Below are 22,282 nucleotides of genomic sequence, written 5' to 3'. Positions count from 1 at the left end.
ACCCCGACCGTCACCGTCCACGACAATCGTCTCCTTGCCGTTCGCGTCATTCGCTACCACCGCACTGACGACGAAGCCGCCGACGAGCGTATCGAGCGCCACACCTTCTCGCACACCGGCTTCCCGCTCGACAGCAGTGATGCCCGACTGGCCGACAGCGGCCAGTCGGCCAACTTCCGTTACCTGTGTTCGCTGTCCGGCCGCGCGCTGGCCACCGCCAGCCAGGATGCCGGCGCCAGCCAGGTCCTGTTCGATATCGAGGGCGCTTCGGTCTGGAACCGCGATGCCCTCGGCAATTCGCAACGCTTTGCCCACGACCCGCTGCACCGCCTCAGCAGCGTCAGCGACAACGGCGTCAGCAGCGAACAGCTGGTCTACGGCGAAACGGCCGTCGTCGCCGGTGCCAATCGCCGCGGCCAGTTGCTGCAGCATGACGACCCGGCCGGACGCGTCTCCACGCCCGCCTACGCGCTGACCGGCCTGCTGCTGACCGAACAGCGCCAGTTCCTCGGCGACGATGGCAAGACGCTGGAAACTACCGTTTACACCTCCCGCTACCATTACGACGCACTCGGTACGCTGCGGCAGTTGACCGATGCCGTCGGCAACCGCCGCCGGCAGACCCTGAACGTCGCCGGCCAGCTGGCGGCACGCGACCTGCAGTGGGCGGGCAGCAACGACTGGCTGCCCTTGCTGCAGAGCATCGACTACGACGCCGCCGGCCAGGTGCGGCACGAAGTCGCCGGCAACGGCGTGGTCAGCGACTACGACTACGAACCGCAGACCCGCCGTCTGGGCACCCTGAACACCACCCGCCCCGGCAAGCCATTGCAGGCGCTCAGCTATCAGTACGACCCGGTCGGCAATCTGCTCGGCTGCAGCGACGGCACGGTCAGCCGCCGTTTCCGACGCAATCAGGCCGTCGATGGCAATCGGAGCTACCAGTATGACGCGCTGTACCAGCTGGTGCAGGCCACCGGCCGGGAACAGGCCGGGCAGCAGACCGAGGCACTGCCTGCGCCGCTCCCCATCGATGACACCGACCTGAGTGCCTATACCCGGACCTACGACTATGACCGCGGCGGCAATCTGAGCGCCATCCATCATCAGGGCAGCCAGCCGTATACGCTGGCCATGGTGGTATCCAGCACCAGCAACCGCACGCTGCAGCAAAGCGACGGCCTGACCCCGGCCGATGTCGACGCCGGCTTCGATGCCGCCGGCCAGTTGCTGGCGCTGGCGGCCGGCCAGCCGCTGGGCTGGGACACACGCGGCCAGTTGCAGACCGTCACCCTGGCCCGGCATGACGACGGCAGCAGCGATCAGGAAAACTACCGCTACGACGGCCACGGCCAGCGCTCGCAAAAAACCCTGACGACCCGCACCAGCGGCACCACCCGCAGTCAGCGCGTGCGCTACCTGCCCGGGCTGGAGCTGCGCGATACCACGCAGACCCCGGATGGCGGCAGCGCCAGTACGGTCGAAACCCTGCAACTGCTGCAACTCGACGGCAGTGGCCGGCTGTCGGTTCGCGCGCTGCACTGGACGCTCGGTCAACCGGCCGATATCGCCAATGACGGACTGCGCTACAGCCTGGCCGATCCGGTCGGTTCATCTCTGCTGGAGCTGGACGACGCCGCCGCGGTTGTCAGCTGGGAAGCGTATTACCCGTATGGCGGCACTGCCGCCTGGGCCGCACGCAGCGACAGCGAGGTCAGCTATAAATTCGTGCGGTATTCGGGCAAGGAGCGCGATGCCAGCGGCCTGTATGCGTATGGTTTGCGCTATTACGCGCCATGGCTCGGGCGCTGGATCAATCCCGATCCGGGGGGCACCATTGATGGCCTGAATCTGTTCCGCATGGTCAGCAATAATCCGCTGACGTTGCGTGACCCGGATGGGCTGAAGGGAGGAAAAGGCTATCTTTTTATGCCGATAGTGAGCCCGGATATTATGGATATGGCCATTGCAGAAAATACGCAGAGGTTATTGGTCAACAAAGCACCTTTTGATGTTTTACTCTACGATCGCGATAATCGCCGTAAGCTTCACAGTCTGTTAGGCGACTTCAGAAAAGGTGCATCTGATTCTGCTTTTGAGCAGCAGATAGTTCGCGAAATGGGATTCAACCAATACAACACAGATGTGGAATTAAATAGAAAAATGGGGAAAGGTGCCGCAATTAAAAGATTTACTTCCGCCCCAAAATATATAAGATTAGCAACAAGTCAGATGAGCACAAAAGATATAACCACCTCCCAAATTCTCAGTCAACTCAAGGAGAATGACAAGCTTCATATATTAGCTCATGGTGCTGCCGGCAAGCCATTTGTCCTTGATGAGCTTAATAACTTCATGTCAATGCAGGACCTGGCCTTCAGTCTTTACAAACATGACATGCCGGATCTTCCGCTACGGATTTTACTTAAAAGTTGTCATACGGCGGATCCCGTCAATATCAGTAACGCGCAGCCGGAAGTAAAAATCGGTGGCCCTGCCGCATTGGCTGCAGCGCAATCCTTGCGGGACGAGCTGAGGAAGCTGGATTATCGGCGGGTGCAGGTGGTTGGCTACCACGGAGCAGGGGAACGCTATGGCTTCCTGGACGATCCCGAGGCCCACCATACGCGAAAAATCGGAGGAATACATGGCATTTTGGCACGTAGCCAGAAAGTCGTTTTCAGTTGTGCCACGCCATCGACGGCTGGAGGCGCGACATTCATTCGTCGTTAACTAGCGCCCCCCATGCATGCCCACAGTCACAGACGCTCTTTCAGCCCTCCGCTGCGCCGGCACGCCGACCACCAGCAGTGTGCTGTCCGCATCGTTCGCCACAACCGCGCTGACAAGCGCATCGAATACTATGCCTTCTCATCCATCGGCCTCCCGCTCGACAGCAGTGATGCGCGACAGGCCGACAGCGGTCAGCCTGCCAACTTCCGTTACCAGTGTTCGCGTTCGGCAAGACGCTGGAAACCACCGTCTGCACCAGCCGCTACCATTACGACGCACTCGGTACGCAACGGCAGCTGGGTGATGCCGGCTCAGGGCATCAGGTCACGCAGGCGGAAATAGCTCATGGCCGCCACCAGTGCCGGTGCGCGCAGCAGGCTGCCGCCGGGAAAATCGCGATGGGGAAGGCGCTCGAACACTTTCAGTCGCTGGTCGTCACCATCGATGGCTTCGGCCACCACCCGCCCGGCCAGCCCGGTCAGCGCCACGCCATGGCCGGAGAAGCCCTGCATGAAAAAGGCCCGGCCACCATGCAGGCGGCCGAAGTGCGGGGCCCGGTTCAGCGTGATGTCGCAGAAACCACCCCATGCATAGTCGATACCGACATCGGCCAGGCCCGGAAACACCTTCAGCATGTCGGCGCGCATGCTGCCGGCCAGATCGCGCGGCGGGTGGCCGGAATAGCTGACTTTCCCGCCGAACAGCAGTCGCTGGTCGGCAGACAGCCGGTAGTAGTCAAGGACGAAGTTGCTGTCGCACACCGCGTCATTGCCCGGCAGCAGCGAGCGCGCCCTCGCCTCGCCCAGTGGCGCGGTGGCAATGACATAGGTGCCGACCGGCATGATCTTGCGCTTGAGTGACGGTTCCAGCCCACCGACCAGCGCATTGCAGGCAAACACCGCCCGCTCGGCCGACACCTGGCCAGCGGCAGTATGGATGACGATCCGCTCCCCGCTGCTGTCGACCCGGGTCGCGGCGCTGTTCTCGTACAGCCGGACGCCGGCTGCGACGGCGGCGCGGGCCAGGCCGAGCGTGTATTTCAGCGGGTGCAGATGGCCGGAGTGCGGATCGAACACGCCGCCGACGTAGCGTCCGGTATCGACCCGGCGCCGCAGGGCCGGGCGATCCAGCCATTCCAGTGCGCGATAGCCGTAGCGGGTGTCCATGTCGCGCACCCAGGTCGCCAGCGCGTCGAGATGGCGCGGCTTGTTGGCCGCATGCACATAACCGAAATGCAGGTCGCAGTCGATGGCGTGCTGCTCGCAGCGTTCGCGGACGATGTCCATCGCCTCCAGCGACCATTGCCACAGCCGCTCGCTGTCGGCCTGACCGACGGCGGACTCGAACAGGTCCAGTCCGCACGCATAGCCATTGATGATCTGTCCGCCGTTGCGGCCACTGGCGGCCCAGCCGGCGCGCGAGCCTTCCAGCAGAACCACCTCGTACCCGCGCCGGGCCAGTTCCAGCGCCGTGGACAAACCGGCCAGCCCACCGCCGATCACGCAGACATCGGCACGGGTTTCCGCCGTCAGCGCGGGCCAGACGGGAATGTCGCCGCAACTGGCAGCATAGAAGGACCCGACATGGTCCTGATGGGCACAAGCGAACAGGGATGACATGGGATTCTCTTTGAAAACGTCCGGCCACCCGGCTGTGCGCCGGGTGGCCGGAGACTCAGGCTTGCCCGGCGGCAGGCAGCCCGCCGACCAGCTTGCTCTTTTCCTCATCGCCGGCCTGGCGGAACGCGTCGGCAATGGCCTTTTCCTTCTTGCGCTGCGAACTGAGCATCAAGTAGTTGGACACGATGACCAGTGTACCGACCACCAGCACGGTAATGGCGCCCAGTGCGTTGATTTCGGGGTTCAGACCGAGACGGACGCGCGAGAAAATCACCTGCGGCAGCGTGGTCGAGCCGGGGCCGGACAGGAAGGCGGTGGTCACCAGATCGTCCAGCGACAGTGTCAGCGACAGCAGGAAGCCGGACGCGATCGCCTGCGAGATCAGCGGCAGCGTGATGACGAAGAAGATCTTCAACGGCCGGGCGCCGAGGTCCATGGCGGCATCCTCGATATTGCGGTCCATCTCGACCAGCCGCGAACGGACCACCACCGACACATAGGCCATGCACAGCGTGGTATGGCCGACCCAGATGGTGAACATCCCGCGTTCGCCCGGAACGCCGATCACCTGCTGCATCGAGATGAACAGCAACAGCATCGACAGACCGGTGATCACTTCCGGCATCACCATCGGCGCCGTCAGCATGCCGGCAAACAGCGTGCTGCCGCGAAAACGCTTGAAGCGCGCCATGACGAAGCCGGCAATGGTGCCGAGGATGATCGCCGCAAAGGCCGAACTCAGTGCCACCTTGACCGACAGCCACAGCGCCGACAGCAGTTCGTCGTCCTCCAGCAGCTCCCCGTACCACTTGACCGAGAAGCCGCCCCATACCGTCACCAGCTTGGAGTCGTTGAACGAGTAGACGATCAGGCTGATGATCGGCACGTACAGGAACAGGTAGCCCAGTATCAGGCACAGCTTCAGGAAGCCGGGCAGTTTCTGATTATCCACGATCGCCCTCCAGTTGCCGGGTCTCATAGCGGTGGAAGAACACGATCGGCAGGATCAACAGGCAGACCATGACGATTGCCACGCTGGAGGCCATCGGCCAGTTGTTGTTGTCGAAGAACTCGTTCCACAGCACCTTGCCGATCATCAGCGTCTCGGTGCCGCCGACCAGTTCCGGGATGACGAACTCGCCAACCGCCGGAATGAACACCATCATCGAGCCGGCAATGATGCCGCCCTTGGACAGGGGCAGCGTGATGGCCAGGAAGGCTTTCCATGGCCGGGCACCGAGATCCCCGGCCGCTTCCAGCAGTCGCGGGTCCATTTTCACCAGGTGGGCATACAGCGGCAGGATCATGAACGGCAGGTAGGCATAGACCATCACCACATACAGCGAGAAGTCGGTATGCATCATCCGCAGCGGCTCGCTGATCACGCCCAGACCGAGCAGCAGGTTGTTGATCAGCCCGTTGTCCTTGAGGATGCCCATCCAGGCATACACGCGGATCAGGAACGAGGTCCAGAACGGCAGCATCACCAGCAGCAGCAAGGTATTGCGCGCCGCCGGGCTGGCACGGGCGATCGCATAGGCGATCGGATAGCCGATCAGCAGGCAGGCGATGGTGGTGACTGCCGCCACTTTCAGCGAGCTCAGGTAGGTGTCGATGTACAGCTCGTCGCTGAACAGGAACGCGTAGTTCTCCAGGTTGAAGGCAAACGTGACCCGGCTGCCTTCGCTGGACATCAGCGCCGTGAACGGCGGGACGGCGATGTCGACCTCGGAAAAGCTGATTTTCAGCACGATGAAGAACGGGGCGAGGAAAAACAGCAGCAACCAGAAATACGGGATGCCGATCACGGTTCCCCTGCCCGGCCTGAGCCAGGCGTCGAGAGTGCGCTTGAGATTCATGGCTGCCTCCTTACTGGGTCAGCACCACGGGCATGTCGGCGCGCCAGCTGATGAACACCGGATCACCCCAGGTCGGCGCTTCCTCGCCCGCTTCATACCAGCGGGTGGACGGCACCATCGATTTGACCACTTTCCCGGTCGCCAGCCTGATGTGGTACACCGAGTAGCTGCCGAGGTAGGCGATCTCCTTGACCTCGCCTTTCACCGCGTTGGCGGCATGGGCCGGCGCATGCCGATCCACATGGACGTCCTCGGGCCGGACGCTCGCCCAGACTTCCATGCCCTTCGGGCCGGAAATGCCATGGTCGATGCAGATGCGTCCGCCGAAGACGTCCGAGTCGATCTCGATGTGATCCGGTTCGTCCACCACCACCTTGCCGTGGAACATATTGGTCTCGCCGATGAATTCGGCGGTAAAGCGGCAGTTGGGGAAGTCATAGACCTGGCTGGGCGAGCCGACCTGCAGCAGGCAGCCCTCGCTCATGATGCCGATGCGGCCGGCCATGGTCATCGCCTCCTCCTGGTCATGGGTGACCAGCATGCAGGTCACGCCGACTTTCTCCAGCGTATTGACCAGTTCGAGCTGGGTCTGCTGGCGCAGCTTCTTGTCCAGTGCGCCGAGCGGTTCGTCGAGCAGCAACAGCTTCGGTCGCTTGGCCAGGCTGCGCGCCAGGGCGACACGCTGCTGCTGGCCACCGGACAACTGGTACGGCTTGCGGTTCGCGTACTTGCTCATCTGCACCAGCGCGAGCATTTCCTTGACCCGGTCGTCAATGTCCTTTTTCGCCATCCGGTCCTGCTTCAGGCCGAAGGCAATGTTTTCGCCGACCGTCATGTGCGGGAACAGCGCATAGCTCTGGAACATCATGTTGATCGGCCGCTCGTACGGCGGCAGTGCAGTGATGTCCTGCCCGTCGAGGATGATGCGGCCACTGGTCGGGCGGTCCATGCCGGCCAGCATGCGCAGCAGCGTCGACTTGCCGGAGCCGGACGAACCGAGCAGCGCGAAGATCTCCTGCCGCTCGACATCGAGGCTGACATGGTCGACCGCCAGCGTGTCGCCGAATTTCTTCACGACATTGACGATCTGCAGATACGGTTTCTTTTCGGTGTGGTCATTCATGGCGATTTCTCCCCGCCGTCCCGATACGGCAGTGCCGGGACGGTGGTCTGGGCGTTCAGGGGAATTAGCGGCCGGTCTTGACCGTGGTCCACAGCCGGGTCACGCCGCGCTGCACATCGGCGGGCTGCACGTTCCGCGTCCACAGCACCTGCTTGATCGCGTCGTTCGGGTAGACGTTGGGGTCGCCCGAAATCGCCTTGTTGACCAGGGGTGTCGCCGCCTTGTTTGCATTGGCATAGAACACCTGGTTGGAAATGTCAGCCACGACATCGGGCCGCATGATGAAATCGAGGAACTTGTGCGCCGCCTCGACGTTCTTTGCGTCCTTCGGAATCGCCATCATGTTCGCCCACAGCGTGGCGCCGGTTTTCGGGATGATGACCTTGATCCTGACACCGTTCTTCGCTTCCTTCGCCCGCTGGTTGGCGATCAGCAGGTCGCCGGAATAACCGAGCGCCAGACACAGCTCGCCATTGGCCATCTCGTTGATATAGGAAGACGAGTTGAAGCGGGTGATATACGGGCGCACTGCTTCCAGTGTCTTCGCCGCTTCCTTGTAGTCATTGAGACTGGTACTGACCGGGCTCTTGCCGATATAGCGCAGTACCGACGGGAACACATCATTGCCGGAGTTCAGCACCGACACGCCGCAGCGCTTGAGCTTGCTGACGTATTTCGGGTTGTACAGCAGCTCCCATTCATTGGCCGGGTAATCGTCGCCCAGTGCCGCCTTGACCTTGTCGACATTGATGCCGATCGTGGTCGTGCCCCACATGTACGGTACCGAATACGCATTGCCCGGATCGCTGGCGGCGAACTTGGCCAGCAGTGCCGGATCGAGGTTTTTCCAGTTCGGCAGTTTCGAGCGGTCGAGTTTCTGGTACACGCCGGACTGGATCTGCTTGCTGAGGAAGTCGTTGGACGGGTTGACCAGATCGTAGCCGGACTTGCCGGTCAGCAGCTTGGCCTGCAGGGTCTCGTCCGAGTCATAGACATCGTAGCGGACCTTGATGCCGGTTTCCTTCTCGAACCTGGCAACGGTGTCCTTGGCGATGTAGTCGGACCAGTTGTAGATATGGAGTTCGCCGCCGGCAGCCATGGCGTGAACGGCCCACCCGACAGCAACCGCCGCCGCCCCAATGCGGAAAATATGCTTCATGTCGTTTCTCTTCCTCTAGTTCCCAGACGACGGCCCGGAAGACCGTTCGTCGACATCCGCCTGGATGCCTGACCCGTGGATTGCAAAAGTCGGGCCAGCCCGGAAAAGCGTGGCGAACTGCATCGTTGCGCCGCATTCCCGGTTTCCGTGCGGGATTCTGTGTCCGGTCTGCGCCGGATAATGCCGGATTGTTTAACACCTTCGACACCCAGGCCAGAATAGAGACGTTTAATAAAATTGACAACAAACACGCAGCGCTTATCGCAATGCCAAATGAATATCTTGTTTTGCAGTGCAATAAGCCATATTGCACTGCCGCAGAGCATTTCCGCGCGAAATCAGTGCATGAAACAGGTCATGCATCAGCCCTTTCAGGCACGAATAACCACTAACCGCATCATCTGGCGTTTATTATTCTTGACGAAAGAAGCCAAACCAGACACCTTGGCCGTGCAATAAATTGAGCACCCGGCATTAACTGGCATGCCAATTGCAAAACAGGAAACGTCCACCCGGACACCACGGCACCATCAACCGGCACGATGGCCCACCACCAGGAGACGGAACCATGCATACCCCGAGCAGCAGGACCCGACGCGGTTTCTTTGAGCTGGATCGACTGACGACCCACAGACCGGAAGCGCCCGGTCCGACCGTGCGCGATAATCTGGTCAGCGATGCCCCGTCGGGCATCGATCACCCGCGGACGGAACGACCGGACTGGCTGCCGCGCAAGCCGCGCTAGCCGGCCGGAACGCGCCCGGCCGCGCCGACCGAGGATCAAGATGAGACCTGTTACCGTCGCCGCAACGCAGATGGCCTGCGACTGGGACCGTGAACGCAATATCGACAACGCCATCGGACTGGTGCGCGAAGCCGCCAGCCGCGGCGCCGGACTGATCCTGCTGCAGGAACTGTTCGAGACACCGTATTTCTGCATCGACCAGCATGCGCCGCTGTTCGAGCTGGCGCAGCCGCTGGAAACCCACAGCTGGCTGCCGCGCTTCCAGGCGCTGGCGCGCGAGCTTGGCGTGGTGCTGCCGGTCAGCTTTTTCGAGCGGGCCGGCCAGAGCCATTTCAACAGCGTGGCCATGATCGACGCCGACGGCACACTGCTCGGCCGCTACCGGAAAATGCACATTCCCGACGGCCCCGGCTACCAGGAAAAGTACTACTTCAGCCCCGGCGATCTCGGCTTCAAGGTCTGGGATACCCGGGTCGGCCGGATTGGCGTCGGCATCTGCTGGGACCAGTGGTTTCCGGAATGCGCCCGCGCCATGGCGCTGATGGGGGCGGAAATCCTGCTGTATCCGACTGCCATCGGCAGTGAGCCGCACGATGCGGGCATCCAGTCGGCCGACCACTGGATCCGGGTCCAGCAGGGCCATGCCGCGGCCAATGTGATGCCGCTGCTGGCCAGCAACCGCATCGGTACCGAAACCATGGACGGTGGCAGCGACACCTTCCATGGCCGTTCGTTCATTGCCGGGCCGGAAGGCGAACTGGTGGCGGAAGCCTCCGCTGACCGTCGCGAGGTGCTGGTCCACACTTTCGACCTCGACGCCATTGCCGCCAAGCGCCGCGCCTGGGGAGTATTCCGCGATCGGCGGCCGGAATACTATCGCGCGCTGACCACGCTGGACGGCACCATCCGCTGACCCGCCGCGTGCCGACAGTTGCTGCCGGCACGCGAAACGGGCCTGAAGCGTCCGGCTCGTTCATAATGTGGGTGACATTGAATCTGGCGCAAATTCCAGACCGTATGCATAGCTGATAATTCGTCCCGCCTGCGCACTGCCACTCCCCGGCAGTGCAGCCGGCTTCCCCCATTTGACCGCGGACCCCTCTCCCATGCAGACACAAAGCGAACTCGTGGCACGTATCGGCAACCAGCTCAGGGAGGCACGCGAGCAGCAGCGCTACACCCTTGCCCAGGTCGCCGCGGCGATGCACCGTTCGCAGTCGCAGATCGCCGCGCTGGAGGCCGGCGACGAGACGCGCCTGCCGGAGTGGGTCTATGTGGTCGGCATCATCCGCAGCTACAGCAAGCTGCTGGGCGTCGAGATCGAAGCCTGCCTGCGGGTGGGCGATGCCTACGACGGCATCGCGCCGCCGGTCGCCGTGCCGGAAGAATAGGAGTCCAGCCCCGACCGGGGCTGCGGGTCAGGATGCCGAGGTCGAGGAAAAACGATCCAGCGTGCGCCCCTTGTCACTGACTTCACAGACGACGCTCATCTTGCGCAGCTCGCTGTTCGGCAGCGCCATCGAGTAGCTGGCCTCGACCGCGTAGCGGTCCCGGCCCAGACTGCGAACGCGGAATGGCGAATGCAGCAGGTTCTCGCCCAGACCGCCGGCAGTCAGGGTATTGGCTTCTATCGCGTTGCGACAGGTGCGTTCGGCACTGACGGCAAACGCGTCGGCCGGCGGGCTGGCCTCCGGCGTCTTGCTGCATGCCGCGGTCGCACCAAGCCCGGCAGCAAGCAGCAGACAGCGGTATGACGGTGCGTGAATCAGGAGTCGGGAAATCGGCAATCGGATCATGCGCGGATGATATCACGGGCAAAATCGCCATTCCGCAGGAATGATGGAAGAAAACGGCGGTGCCAGGGCACTGCCGTCAGACTGTCCATAAACCTTGCCCGCAAAGAACGGACGAGCGAAGCGAGGTTTCCCCGCGGCGGCGGGGACGGAAGAGGCAGGATTCGATCAGGCAGACTGCCGTGCTCACGGCAGATTCTGTCAGTCGGGCATGTACCAACGCCACTGTGAACGTTGGCGCCCACCTTTATCAGCAGTCTGACGGCTGTGCCAGGGCACAGCCGTTGTCCGGGTGGCGGGAAGCGGAGACTCAGTGGCCGGAGGACGACGGGATCGGCAGGCCGTAGTCGTTCAGCGACACGACCCGCGTCTTGCCGATGCGGTGGCGGTAGATCTCGCGCAGGTACTTGATCGCCTTCTTCACGTTCTCGCGCGTCAGACGGATATCGTTGATCGACACGAACTTGCTCTGGTCGCGGATCAGTTCGCGATATTTCTTTTCGTACATCGGCTTGATCGCATACCAGTTGGTATCGAGGATCTTGGCCGGGTTCTCGTACTCGTGCAGCATCGAATCGACCGCCGACTCGTCGAATTCCTCGGCCTTGATGAAGTCGAGGATCGCATTGTCCAGGCTCTCGTCGTAGCGATACTGGTCGTGAGCGAAGCAGCGCTTGATAAAGGCCACGAACAGGGTCAGGAAGTCGTCGCTCAGGCAGGCGCTCTTGACCACCAGCGTGGTCAGCGACAGATTGGCCGACGCCCCGATCACCAGCGCATAGCGCTTCAGCGTGGTGTTCGGGAACAGGCTGTTCAGGTGCGATTTCAGCCGGTTCAGGTCCATGTACGACAGCTTGTAGCCCTTCGGCAGCGACACGATCGACACCACCGACGAGCAGTTCTTGAAGAAGAACAGGTCGCTGAGCTTGGTCGCGTCGTAGCCGGAGCGCTTGTACTCGTCCAGCGCGGCACGATAGCGGTCCGATTCGATCGGCAGCAGGCTGATGCCTTCGATCGCCTGGGTCGCGCGGTTGAAGTGCGGCAGGTCGATCGAGCGGAAGAACAGGTCGTCGATATCCAGTCGCAGCGGCTCGCCGTCCAGCGCGGTGGCCGGCAGTTCCGGCACCACCGATTCGGCATAGGCCACGGCGACCGGGCCGGCCAGGCTCATGAACAGGTCGTTGGCATCCAGGCGGATGGTTTCGCCGATGTCGATGCCGGCACGACGGAAATAGTTCTGGTCGTAGTCGGTCGTCACCGCCTGCGCAGTCAGGATGTTGAAGATCTGCTGCGAGATGTACTGGTTGGCGTGACGCTCCATGGCGTTCACGTCGATGTTCTGGATGTTGCCGTCGTCGCTTTCCTCGGCGTAACGCATGATGTCGTTGGAGATCAGCATCATGGCGTTCCACGGCCGCATGCGGCGCATCACGCTTTCGGCGTTCGACTCTTCCGTGTCGAAGTTGTACGAGAAGTCCCACTCTTCGGACAGATACTTGCACAGCAGACGACCGGCATTGATATGCAGCGCCTCGGACACTTCGACCCGGCTGTCGGAGATGTTCGGCAGGATGCAGATGCTGCTGGTGAAGATCGGCTCGAACACGAACGAGTAGCCGCGGTTGCCTTCGTCCTCGGACTCGGTCCGGGTGTCGAAAGTCTTGCTCATGTACGCATACTGCTGCGCCAGGCCGAATTCGGACGCCATGCCGGAACCGGTGCCGCCGCCTGCACTGAAAATGTAGAAATACAGTCGCGACTGGTTGGCCTTTATCCCGCACGAGTCGATCAGGTACGAGTGGATGAATTTCCAGTCGGCGTTCGAGAAGTGCTGGGTATCCTTGTTCAGGATGATCTTGGCCAGGTACTGGCCGAGAATCGGCGCGTTGCCGGCGCCGCCGGCATGGACCTCGGACAGGTCCATGATTTTCATCTTGTTGTAGTCTTCGAGGAAACCGCTCTGCTCGCCCTTGCGCGACAGGTGGATGCGGCCCTTGATGTCCTTGTCCAGGTCACCGAGCATCACCATCGGTTCGATCAGGAACACCGGCTTGGCAGCCCGGTTCGGCGACATCAGCAGATTGCGGCGGATCCAGCTGACCGGGCGGTATTCCTTCTCGACCGGCTGCTTTTCCTCGGCATTGAATTCGTTCAGGTAGAACTTGCGCGCGTTGTAGACCAGCGAGGCCACGTCGACCGCGATGTTCGAGCCGCAACGCCCGAGCCCGATCAGGCACACCGACGGGAACTGCTGGCTGCTCGGCTGCTCGATCAGCTCGCCGGGCACTTCCGGCGGGAACACCTGGGCGCGCAGACCGTCCAGATTTTCCAGAATGCGTTCGAAATCACGCTCGGTGAAATAACGACAGTGGTCGGTGGAGAACACTTCCTTCGCTTTCCGGGCGGGGTGCCGGGGTTCGACCTTTTCCAGGGCAGGAAAGTCCAGCGAGGAAATCGACTCATCAATTGTTTTCATATTTCAGCATTCTGGCGGTTGCGAAGCGGCATACAGTCGGAGGCCGTCCGTCTGTTCAGCGACCGGACGCCCTGCCCTGGGCTCAAGCGGATCCGGTCCCGGCCCGAATTTGGATACTCGCGCGTAGGATTTGTCTTAGTCAAGCGAAGTTCACCATAGTTGCTGCCGGAAATTTTTGCTGCTCCGCAAGCAAAGTGGTTTTTTTGTTGCGATCCGTCATTTTTCAATGCAGATGCAAATTACATAGCCGATTTTATCATTTTGCCGCGCGGCGTAGACGACAGATTGCAATTTGGCAAGTTTGTGGCAAAAAAAGGTCAACAAGCTGATTGTAAAAGCAAAAAAACTGCCCTGCAGGAAAAGACCTGCAGGAACAGTTTTTTCTGCGACGAACGGTGAGACGACCGGGGTCAGGACGGATCCTGTCGGCCCAGCATACGAAAAATGCTGGAAAAATCGAGTCCGCCGGCCCCGTTCTTGCTGTGCAGATCGAACAGATTGCGCGCCAGCGCGCCCATCGGCGTCGAGGCCTGGCTGGCCAGCGCGCTCTGTTCGGCCAGACCCAAGTCCTTCAGCATCAGATCGACACCGAACCCGCCACCGTAGTCGCGCGACGCCGGCACGCCCTCCATCACGCCAGGACACGGGTTATAGACGTCCAGCACCCAGTTGTGGCCGCTGCTCTGGCGCATCACCTCCGACACCACCTTCGGGTCGAGCCCGTTGGCGATGCCAAGCCGGATGGCCTCGCAGGTGCCGATCATCTGGATGCCGAGCAGCATGTTGTTGCAGACTTTCACCGCCTGGCCGGCGCCATGGCCACCGGCATGGAACACCGCCCGCCCCATGATCTCCAGCAGTGGCCGCGCCCGCTCCAGTGCGGCAGCGTCACCGCCGACCATGAAGGTCAGCTTGCCGTCGCGGGCCCCGGCCGTCCCGCCGGACACCGGCGCATCGATCATGTCGAAGCCGCGTTCGGCCGCCTGTTCCGCCACCCGGCGCGCGCTGTCCGGGGCAATGGTCGAGCAGTCGACCAGCAGCGTGCCGGGTGCGGCGGTGTCGAGGATGCCGCCCGCCGGCAGATAACACTGTTCGACATGCTTGCTGGCCGGCAGCATGGTGATGACCACATCCGCGCCGGCCACGGCATCGGCGACCGATGCCGCGATCTGTCCGCCGGCCGCGGCCAGTTGCTCCAGCGCGGCGGCGACCAGGTCGAAGCCGCGCACGGCATGCCCGGCCGCCAGCAGGTTTCTGGCCATCGGCAGACCCATATTGCCCAGACCGATAAAAGCGATGGTGTGTGACATGACGAGACTCCGGCTCAGTGCATGGAAATGGTGGTGTTGATGCGGCCCGCCGCATCGGCGTCCGGCTCGAACCAGCGCGCGGTCACGGTCTTGGTCTGGGTCCAGAATTGCACCGCCTGCTTGCCGTTCGGCCCCAGGTCGCCCAGTTTCGATGCCCGCGAACCGGTAAAGCTGAAATAGGCGACCGGTACCGGGATCGGCACATTGATGCCGACCTGGCCGACATCAATATCCTGCTCGAACGTCCGCGCCGCCCAGCCGGACGAGGTGAAGATCGACGTACCATTGCCGTTCGGATTGGCGTTGATGAAGCGGATCGCTTCCTCCAGCGTGTCGACCTCGACCACGCACAGCACCGGGCCGAAAATTTCCTGGTGATAGATGTCCATATCGGCACTGACGCCGGCGAACAGCGTCGGCCCGACGAAGTTGCCGTCCGGATAGCCGTCGACCTTGCAGTCACGACCATCGACCAGCAGCGTCGCGCCCTGCTCCACCCCGCTGTCGATCAGTTGCTCGACCCGGCGCTTTGCCGCCGGCGACACCAGCGGGCCGAGGTCGGCTTCGCGGTCGGTACCGGGGCCGACCCGCATGGCGCGGGTGCGGTCGGCGATTTCCGGCAGCCAGTCGCGCGCGGTCCCCACCAGCACCGCGACCGAGTTGGCCATGCAGCGCTGGCCGGCGGCGCCGAACGCCGAACCGAGCAGGTGGTTGATCGCCTGCGACGCGTTGGCGTCCGGCATCACCACGCAGTGGTTCTTGGCGCCCATCATCGCCTGCACCCGCTTGCCGGCATCGCTGGCACGGCGGTAGATCTGGGTGCCGACCGCGGTCGAGCCGATAAACGACAGCGCCTTGATATCGGTATGGTCGCACAGCATGCCGGCCACTTCCGGTCCGCCATGAACCACATTCAGCACTCCCGGCGGCAGCCCGGCTTCGTGCGCCAGCTCGACCAGCAGCATGGTCGAGGACGGGTCCTGTTCGGACGGCTTCAGCACAAAGGTGTTGCCGCAGGCAATGGCCATCGGGAACATGAAGCACGGCAGCATGACCGGGAAATTGAACGCGGTGATGCCGGCGCCCACGCCGAGCGGCTGCAGCCGGGTGTACACATCGACGCCCCCGGCGGCATTGCCGGCCAACTCGCCCTGCTGCAGGGTGGTGATCGCGCACGCATGCTCGACTGCCTCCAGTCCGCGCATGACTTCGCCCTCGGCATCCGGCAGGGTCTTGCCGTGCTCGCGGGTGATCAGGCTGGACAGCGGCCCGACATTGTCGCGAATCAGTTGCTGCAGCCGCAGCATGATGCGCATGCGCTGGCCGAGCGAGGTCTGCCGCCAGCTGGCGTACGCATCGCGGGCATTGCTGATGGCCAGCCGGACTTCGTCCCCGGTCGCGAACGGCACGCGGGCGACCACCTCCTGGGTGGCCGGGTCGACGACATCGCGCCACTCGGTGGTTTTCGACTGGACCGGCAGGCCGCCGATAAACAGCGGGATGTTCGGAATGCTGGACGAACTCATTGGGGCTCTCCTTGATGAAGGGTCGCACGTTCCCCGCCTTCTCCGCCGGGGAACGGCCGGATCAGACAGGTTTCAGCAGCTTGCAGGCGCCGGGATCGAGCGGCTTGAATGCCTGCCGGGCCGGAATGGGGGTCACCAGCTTCAGGTAGTCCCACGGCGCCTTCGACTCGGCCGGCGTCTTGACCTGGAACAGGTACATATCGTGGATCACCCGCCCGTCGGGCCGGATGGACGCATTGCGCATCACCGGGTCGCTGATTGGAATTTCGCGCATTTTCTTCGCCACAGTGGCCGCATCCACGCTCTGGCTGGCGGCGACCGCCTTCAGGTAATGATAGACACTGGAGTACACGCCGGCCTGGACCATGGTCGGCTTGTTGCCGCTGAAACGGGCCTCGAAGCGCTTCGAGAACGCACGCGTGCGCTCATCGAAATCCCAGTAGAAGCCGTCGGCAAAGGTCAGCCCCTGCGCGGTCTTCAGACCGAGCGCATGCACGTCGGACAGAAACAGCAGCAAGGCGGCCAGCCGCTGGTTCTGGCTGTTGCCGACACCGAATTCGCGCGCCTGCTTGATCGCGTTGACCGTGTCCTGGCCGCCGCTGGCCAGACCGATCACCTGGGCTTTCGACGCCTGCGCCTGCATCAGGTACGACGAAAAATCATTGGTATTCAGCGGATGGCGGATGCGTCCGACCACCGTGCCGCCGAGCTTTTTCACCACGTCGCCGGCGTCCTGCTCCAGCGACTGGCCGAATGCGTAGTCAACGGTGACGAAATACCATGACTTCTGCCCGAGCCGGGTCAGCGCCGCCGCCGTGCCGACCGCCTGCGAATAGGTGTCGAACATCCAGTGGAAGCCGTATGGCGAGCAGTCCTCATTGGTCAGCCGGGTAGTGGCCGGGCCGCTGTACAGCGCGATGACCCCCTTGTCCAGCGCCAGCTTCTGGATGGCCAGCGCGGCCGCCGAGTTGGTCAGGTCGGCCAGCGCATTGACCTTGTTGCGGTCGATCCACTCGCGCGCCTTGGCTGCGGCGACATCGGCCTTGTTCTGGTGATCGGCCGACAGCAGCTCGATCTTCAGCCCCTTGCATTCGGCCTTCAGGCAGTCTTCGATCGCCATATTGGCGGCAATGACCGAGCCCTTGCCGCCCATGCCGGCATAGTTGCCGGACATGTCGGTCAGCACGCCGAGGCGGACGGTGTTGCCGGGAATCTGTGCCAGGGCCGGCGCGGCGACAAAGGCGCAGGCCAGCGCACTGGCGACGAGGGACCGGCGGCACAGGGCCACCGCGTGCGGGATACCATTCATGTGATCTCCTCCTGTGGGCGCGCTGCATCAGCAGTGCGCTGTCTCCTGGCGACGCCGGCTTGCTCTCTGCCGGAGCGGAATGGCGTGGCGTCGCCGCCTTGGGCAGGCAGGTCGATACTAGGGGTTGCCGGATTGTTGGACAATAGGCACACAGCCAATGCAACTGTGCAAAAATGCACAGCGGGCCTCATATTGCAGCGCCGCATAAAGGGAGACAGAAGATGGACTGGGACAATCTGCGTGTCTTTCTGGAGATTGCCCGCAGCGAGACGCTGGTACAGGCGGCGCGGCGGCTGGGCATGGACCACTCGACGGTGTCGCGGCGGCTGCGCCGTTTCGAGCAGCAGCTGGGCAGCCAGTTGTTCGAGCGCAACAACCAGGGCGCGGCGCTGACGCCGCAGGGCTACCAGTTGCTGGAATACGCGCGGCAGATGGAAAGCACCCTGCAGCAGGCGACGGAACATGTCGCCGGCCATGACCGGCAGCTGTTCGGTCGGGTCAGGGTCGGGGCGACCGAGGGCTTCGGCAGTTATGTACTGGCGCCGCTGCTGGCGCACTTCTGCCATCGCCATCCGCAGATCGCCGCCGATGTCCTGCCGGTGCCGCGCTTCGTCAATCTGTCCAAGCACGAGGCCGATGTGGCGATCTCGATCGAGCGGCCGCAGAGTGGCCCGTATATCGTCAGCAAGCTGACCGACTACCGGCTCGGCCTGTATGCCACTGCCGGCTATCTGGAACGCCATGCGCCGATCCGCCAGCGCGACGATCTGGCAGCGCACGCGCTCATCGGTTACGCCGACGACCTGCTGTTCAGTGAGGAATTGCGCTATCTCGGCGATATCGCGCCCGGCGCGCGGCTGAATGTGCGCAGCAGCAGCGTGATCGCCCAGTTCACCGCGGCCCAGCGCGGCTTCGGGCTGGCGGTCTTGCCGTGTTTTCTCGCCAGCCACAGCGACAGCCTGCTGCCGGTGCTGGCGCACGACGTCCAGGTAGTGCGCCAGTTCTGGATCGTGGCACCGCAGGAGCGCCGCCACCTGGCCCGTGTCGCCGCGCTGTGGGACTACCTGCGTGCGGCCATGGACGCGAACCGGCCGTTCATGATGGGCGACACGCGGGACATGGACTGGCCGGACGATGCCGGCCCGGACAGCCCGTCAGCGACCGGCCGGGCTCAGCCGGCCGCGCGCGCCACCGGCTGCACCGACAGTCGCACGTAGATCGGGGCATAGGCCTGGTCCTGGCTGATGACCACCATGCCCTCCTTCGCCAGTTCCAGCATGGCGATGAAGTTGACCACCACATGGCTGACGCCGAGCTCCGGCACGAACAGTTCGCCGAATTCGACAAACGGTTTCAGCGCCAGGATGCGCAGCATGGCGCTCATCTGTTCACGCACCGACAGCTCGTCCTGCTGGATCTGGTGATGCTTGTGATGGCGGGCACGGGCGAGAATGGCCATCCACGCCTGCTTCAGGTCGGCGACGCCGATCTCCGGCAGGCGTTTTTCCGCGCTCTGCTCGACCAGGATCGCCAGCCAGGCAAAGTCGCGCTCGGCCTGCGGCAACCGGTCGAGTTCCAGTGCCGCCAGCTTCATCTGCTCGTACTCAAGCAGCCGGCGCACCAGTTCGGCGCGCGGGTCCTCGACTTCATTTTCCAGTTCGGACGGCGGCTTCGGCAGCAGCATGCGCGACTTGATTTCGATCAGCAGCGCCGCCATCAGCAGGTACTCGGCGGCCAGTTCCAGCCGCGCCGTCAGCATGGTCTCGATGTATTCCATGTACTGCGCGGTGATGCGCGCCATCGGAATGTCGACCACGTTCAGGTTCTGCTTGCGGATCAGGTACAGCAGCAGGTCGAGCGGCCCCTCGAAACTTTCGAGGATGACGCGCAGCGCATCCGGCGGGATGAACAGGTCCTGCGGCGCCTCGGTGACCGGCTCGCCGAACACCAGGGCCAGCGGCAGTTGCAGCGGTGCGCTCAAGACTTCTCCTCCCGGCCGGCGTGCACGCCGGCCCCCGTGATTACTGGTAGCCCAGACCCATGGCCTCGCGCACGTCGCGCATGGTGTCCTGCGCCAGCTTGCGTGCCCGTTCGCAGCCGTCGGCGACAATGCTGCGCACCAGCGACGGGTCATCCAGATACGGCTGCGCGCGCTCGAACATCGGCTGCTGCTCGGCCAGCACGGCATCGATCACCGGCTGCTTGCAGTCCAGACAGCCGATCCCCGCGCTGGTACAGCCTTCGCGGACCCAGGTACGGGTCGTGTCGGTCGAGTAGACCTGGTGCAATTGCCAGACCGGGCATTTCTCCGGCGTACCCGGGTCGGTGCGGCGCACGCGGGCCGGATCGGTCGGCATCGAGCGGATCTTGCGGCCGACGCTGTCCGGTTCTTCGCGCAGGAAGATGCCGTTGCCGTAGCTCTTCGACATTTTCTGTCCGTCCAGGCCCGGCAGCCGGCTAGCCTCGGTCAGCAGCGTCTGCGGCTCGACCAGGATCACCTTGCCCTTGTTTTCCAGGAAGCCGAACAGCCGTTCGCGGTCGCCATGACTCAGGTTCTGCGTATCGGCCAGCAGCGCGCGCGCCGATTCCAGCGCTTCCTCGTCACCGTCCTGCAGGTAGCGGGTGCGCAGTTCCTCGTACAGCTTGCCGCGCTTCGGCCCCATCTTGCGGATGGCGGCCTCGGCCTTCTCTTCGAAGCCGGCTTCGCGCCCGTAGATATGGTTGTAGCGGCGGGCGACTTCGCGGGTAATCTCGATATGCGGGATCTGGTCCTCGCCGACCGGCACGAAGGTCGCGCGATAGATCAGGATGTCGGCCGACTGCATCAGCGGATAGCCGAGGAAGCCGTAGGTGCCGAGATCCTTGTGCGACAGTTTTTCGATCTGGTCCTTGTAGGTCGGCACCCGTTCCAGCCACGACAGCGGCGTGATCATCGACAGCAGCAAATGCAGCTCGGCGTGTTCCGGTACCCGCGACTGGATGAACAGCGTGGCCCGCGACGGGTCCACGCCGGCGGCAAGCCAGTCGATGACCATGTCCCAGGTGCTGCGGCCGATGATCGACGGATCCTCGTAGCTGGTGGTCAGCGCATGCCAGTCGGCAACGAAAAACAGGCACTCGTACTCGGACTGCAGCCGCACCCAGTTTTTCAGGGCGCCATGATAATGGCCAAGGTGCAGGCTGCCGGTCGGGCGCATGCCCGATAGAACGCGTTCGGGGTACATGAAGGGAGGAGACTCTCTTTGCGGGTCAGATGAACAGGTTGAGGAAACTATAGAGCAGTGCCTGGAACGGTCGCATGATCACCGACAGGGCGCCGGTAAACAGCAGCGCAATCAGGATCCACATGCCGTACGGCTCGATGCGCGACACGGTATAGGCCTGGCGCGGCGGCAGCAGGCTGACCAGGATGCGCCCGCCATCGAGCGGCGGGATCGGAATCAGGTTCAGCACCATCAGTGTGACGTTGATCGCCACGCCACCCGAGGCCATCAGCATCAGCGGGTCGGTGAAATAGCCGTCGGTATAAAGCGCCAGTTTGTACATCAGCGCCCAGACGATGGCCATCAGCAGATTGGCCAGCGGACCGGCCAGCGCCACATAGCGCATGTCCCGCTTCGGGTTGCGCAGCGCGGAGAAATTGACCGGCACCGGCTTGGCCCAGCCAAACAGGAAGCCACCGAGCGCCAGCGACAGCATCGGCAGCAGCACGGTGCCGATCGGGTCGATGTGTTTAAGCGGATTCAGCGTCATGCGCCCGAGCATGAAGGCCGTATTGTCGCCGTAGCGTTTGGCCGCATAGGCGTGCGCGGCCTCGTGCACGGTGATGGCAAACAGCACCGGCAGCGCATAGATGGCGATTTTCTGGATCAGGTCGGCGTAGTCGGTCATGGAGTTCCCGGCGAACGGTCAGTTCTGGCAAGGGTCGGCCGGAGCGGGCTCCGGCCGGGCAACAGGGTCAGGCGGCGCTGAGGCCGAAGGCAGCAAGCTTGCCGGCACCGGCGCGGATCAGTTCCGGCGCGCCGGAAGTCAGGTCGATGACCGAGGTCGGCTCCACGCCGCAGTAGCCGCCGTCGATGATGGCGTCGAGCTGCTTGTCCAGCACGTCACGGATTTCGTACGGATCGGTCGGTGGCAGGTCGTCGCCCGGCAGCATCAGCGTGCAGGACAGGATCGGCTCGCCCATTTCCTCCAGCATCGCCAGCGCGACCGGATGGTCGGGCACGCGCAGGCCGATGGTCTGCCGCTTCGGGTGCAGCGTGCGGCGCGGTACTTCCTTTGTCGCCTGCAGAATGAAGGTATAGGGCCCCGGCGTGACCGCCTTCAGCAGCCGGTAGGTGGCGTTGTCGACCTTGGCATAGGTGCCGAGTTCGGACAGGTCGCGACAGACCAGGGTGAAATGGTGGCGCAGGTCGAGCTGGCGGATGGCGATGATGCGTTCCATCGCCTGCTTGTCGGACAGCCGGCAGCCCAGCGCATAACAGGAATCGGTCGGATAGGCGACCACCCCGCCTTCGCGCAGGATCTTCACCGCATCGCGGATCAGGCGTCCTTGCGGCGTTTCGGGATGAATGGAAAAGAACTGTGCCATTTTCTTCGGTATGTATTCAGTAGGGACGACGGTGCGAAT

Annotated in this window: 21 protein-coding genes; 6 read left to right on the top strand and 15 right to left on the bottom strand. The window is 63.1% G+C overall.

Annotated elements, in window-relative coordinates:
* Positions 1 to 432: hypothetical protein (locus tag Q352_RS23370; RefSeq protein ID WP_156952522.1), on the bottom strand; the 432-nt coding region annotated here is incomplete at its 3' end.
* Here Q352_RS23370 and Q352_RS20590 point away from each other — a divergent pair.
* Positions 421 to 2,733: an RHS repeat-associated core domain-containing protein gene (locus Q352_RS20590; RefSeq protein WP_156952521.1), complete on the top strand. Its 2,313-nt coding sequence runs from the start codon at positions 421 to 423 to the stop codon at positions 2,731 to 2,733. The two genes, Q352_RS23370 and Q352_RS20590, sit on opposite strands and share 12 nt — an antisense overlap.
* A gap of 311 nt (positions 2,734 to 3,044) precedes the next feature.
* Here Q352_RS20590 and Q352_RS0109870 read toward each other — a convergent pair whose 3' ends face one another.
* From Q352_RS0109870 to Q352_RS0109850, 5 genes are all read right to left on the bottom strand, one after another.
* Positions 3,045 to 4,352 (bottom strand): NAD(P)/FAD-dependent oxidoreductase, encoded by a 1,308-nt coding sequence (locus Q352_RS0109870; protein WP_036385866.1) that lies wholly within the window; start codon positions 4,350 to 4,352, stop codon positions 3,045 to 3,047.
* Between the two features lie 55 nt (positions 4,353 to 4,407).
* Positions 4,408 to 5,304 (bottom strand): ABC transporter permease subunit, encoded by an 897-nt coding sequence (locus Q352_RS20585; RefSeq protein ID WP_169735645.1) that lies wholly within the window; start codon positions 5,302 to 5,304, stop codon positions 4,408 to 4,410.
* Complete coding sequence (locus Q352_RS0109860; RefSeq protein ID WP_028499198.1) at positions 5,297 to 6,211, bottom strand: ABC transporter permease subunit; 915 nt, start codon at positions 6,209 to 6,211, stop codon at positions 5,297 to 5,299. The genes Q352_RS20585 and Q352_RS0109860 overlap by 8 nt, the downstream gene beginning before the upstream one ends.
* A 10-nt stretch (positions 6,212 to 6,221) precedes the next feature.
* Positions 6,222 to 7,334: an ABC transporter ATP-binding protein gene (locus Q352_RS0109855; RefSeq protein WP_028499197.1), complete on the bottom strand. Its 1,113-nt coding sequence runs from the start codon at positions 7,332 to 7,334 to the stop codon at positions 6,222 to 6,224.
* Positions 7,335 to 7,398: 64 nt separating this feature from the next.
* Positions 7,399 to 8,493, bottom strand: coding sequence for a polyamine ABC transporter substrate-binding protein (locus Q352_RS0109850; RefSeq protein WP_028499196.1), 1,095 nt, complete (start codon positions 8,491 to 8,493; stop codon positions 7,399 to 7,401).
* Positions 8,494 to 9,061: 568 nt separating this feature from the next.
* On the opposite strand from Q352_RS0109850, the gene Q352_RS23365 reads away from it, so the two are divergent.
* The 3 genes from Q352_RS23365 (at position 9,062) to Q352_RS0109835 (ending at position 10,629) form a co-directional block, all read left to right on the top strand.
* Complete coding sequence (locus Q352_RS23365) at positions 9,062 to 9,238, top strand: hypothetical protein (RefSeq protein WP_156952520.1); 177 nt, start codon at positions 9,062 to 9,064, stop codon at positions 9,236 to 9,238.
* A 40-nt stretch (positions 9,239 to 9,278) separates the two neighbouring features.
* Complete coding sequence (aguB, locus tag Q352_RS0109840; protein WP_028499195.1) at positions 9,279 to 10,151, top strand: N-carbamoylputrescine amidase; 873 nt, start codon at positions 9,279 to 9,281, stop codon at positions 10,149 to 10,151.
* Between the two features lie 193 nt (positions 10,152 to 10,344).
* Positions 10,345 to 10,629 carry a helix-turn-helix domain-containing protein gene (locus Q352_RS0109835; RefSeq protein ID WP_028499194.1) on the top strand — a complete coding sequence of 95 codons (285 nt, stop codon included), beginning with the start codon at positions 10,345 to 10,347 and terminating at the stop codon, positions 10,627 to 10,629.
* 27 nt (positions 10,630 to 10,656) lie between these two features.
* Here the strand turns inward: Q352_RS0109835 and Q352_RS0109830 are convergent, their stop codons facing one another.
* Together Q352_RS0109830 and Q352_RS20580 are read right to left on the bottom strand one after the other, a co-directional pair.
* On the bottom strand, positions 10,657 to 11,034 hold the full coding sequence (locus Q352_RS0109830; RefSeq protein ID WP_036385863.1) for a hypothetical protein: 378 nt from the start codon (positions 11,032 to 11,034) through the stop codon (positions 10,657 to 10,659).
* A gap of 307 nt (positions 11,035 to 11,341) precedes the next feature.
* Positions 11,342 to 13,507: a hypothetical protein gene (locus Q352_RS20580; RefSeq protein ID WP_084300041.1), complete on the bottom strand. Its 2,166-nt coding sequence runs from the start codon at positions 13,505 to 13,507 to the stop codon at positions 11,342 to 11,344.
* A 159-nt stretch (positions 13,508 to 13,666) separates the two neighbouring features.
* Between Q352_RS20580 and Q352_RS23360 the strand changes: the two genes are divergently transcribed.
* Positions 13,667 to 13,906 (top strand): hypothetical protein, encoded by a 240-nt coding sequence (locus tag Q352_RS23360; RefSeq protein ID WP_146745055.1) that lies wholly within the window; start codon positions 13,667 to 13,669, stop codon positions 13,904 to 13,906.
* 11 nt (positions 13,907 to 13,917) lie between these two features.
* Here the strand turns inward: Q352_RS23360 and mmsB are convergent, their stop codons facing one another.
* The 3 genes from mmsB to Q352_RS0109810 all read right to left on the bottom strand — a co-directional run bounded on the left by mmsB (position 13,918) and on the right by Q352_RS0109810 (position 17,652).
* Positions 13,918 to 14,817, bottom strand: coding sequence for a 3-hydroxyisobutyrate dehydrogenase (mmsB, locus tag Q352_RS0109820; RefSeq protein ID WP_028499192.1), 900 nt, complete (start codon positions 14,815 to 14,817; stop codon positions 13,918 to 13,920).
* Positions 14,818 to 14,831: 14 nt separating this feature from the next.
* Positions 14,832 to 16,343: a CoA-acylating methylmalonate-semialdehyde dehydrogenase gene (locus Q352_RS0109815; RefSeq protein WP_028499191.1), complete on the bottom strand. Its 1,512-nt coding sequence runs from the start codon at positions 16,341 to 16,343 to the stop codon at positions 14,832 to 14,834.
* A 61-nt stretch (positions 16,344 to 16,404) separates the two neighbouring features.
* Entirely contained in the window at positions 16,405 to 17,652 is a 1,248-nt protein-coding gene (locus tag Q352_RS0109810; RefSeq protein WP_036385861.1) for an ABC transporter substrate-binding protein, read from the bottom strand.
* Between the two features lie 221 nt (positions 17,653 to 17,873).
* On the opposite strand from Q352_RS0109810, the gene Q352_RS20575 reads away from it, so the two are divergent.
* Positions 17,874 to 18,869, top strand: coding sequence for a LysR family transcriptional regulator (locus tag Q352_RS20575; RefSeq protein WP_084300039.1), 996 nt, complete (start codon positions 17,874 to 17,876; stop codon positions 18,867 to 18,869).
* Here Q352_RS20575 and Q352_RS20570 read toward each other — a convergent pair.
* The 4 genes from Q352_RS20570 to Q352_RS0109785 all read right to left on the bottom strand — a co-directional run bounded on the left by Q352_RS20570 (position 18,824) and on the right by Q352_RS0109785 (position 22,243).
* A complete protein-coding gene (locus Q352_RS20570; protein WP_036385859.1) occupies positions 18,824 to 19,633 on the bottom strand; it encodes a segregation and condensation protein A in 810 nt (269 codons plus the stop codon). The two genes, Q352_RS20575 and Q352_RS20570, sit on opposite strands and share 46 nt — an antisense overlap.
* Before the next feature lie 40 nt (positions 19,634 to 19,673).
* The gene (locus Q352_RS0109795; RefSeq protein WP_028499189.1) at positions 19,674 to 20,876 is read right to left on the bottom strand and encodes a tryptophan--tRNA ligase; all 1,203 of its coding nucleotides are present in this window, start codon (positions 20,874 to 20,876) and stop codon (positions 19,674 to 19,676) included.
* Between the two features lie 25 nt (positions 20,877 to 20,901).
* Positions 20,902 to 21,543 carry a site-2 protease family protein gene (locus tag Q352_RS0109790; RefSeq protein ID WP_028499188.1) on the bottom strand — a complete coding sequence of 214 codons (642 nt, stop codon included), beginning with the start codon at positions 21,541 to 21,543 and terminating at the stop codon, positions 20,902 to 20,904.
* A 67-nt stretch (positions 21,544 to 21,610) separates the two neighbouring features.
* Positions 21,611 to 22,243, bottom strand: a complete 633-nt coding sequence (locus Q352_RS0109785) for an L-threonylcarbamoyladenylate synthase (protein WP_028499187.1) — start codon at positions 22,241 to 22,243, stop codon at positions 21,611 to 21,613.
* Between the last annotated feature and the right edge of the window lie 39 nt (positions 22,244 to 22,282).

Source organism: Microvirgula aerodenitrificans DSM 15089, from assembly GCF_000620105.1.
Lineage (GTDB): Bacteria > Pseudomonadota > Gammaproteobacteria > Burkholderiales > Aquaspirillaceae > Microvirgula > Microvirgula aerodenitrificans.
This window is presented reverse-complemented; position numbering and strand designations above follow the sequence as displayed.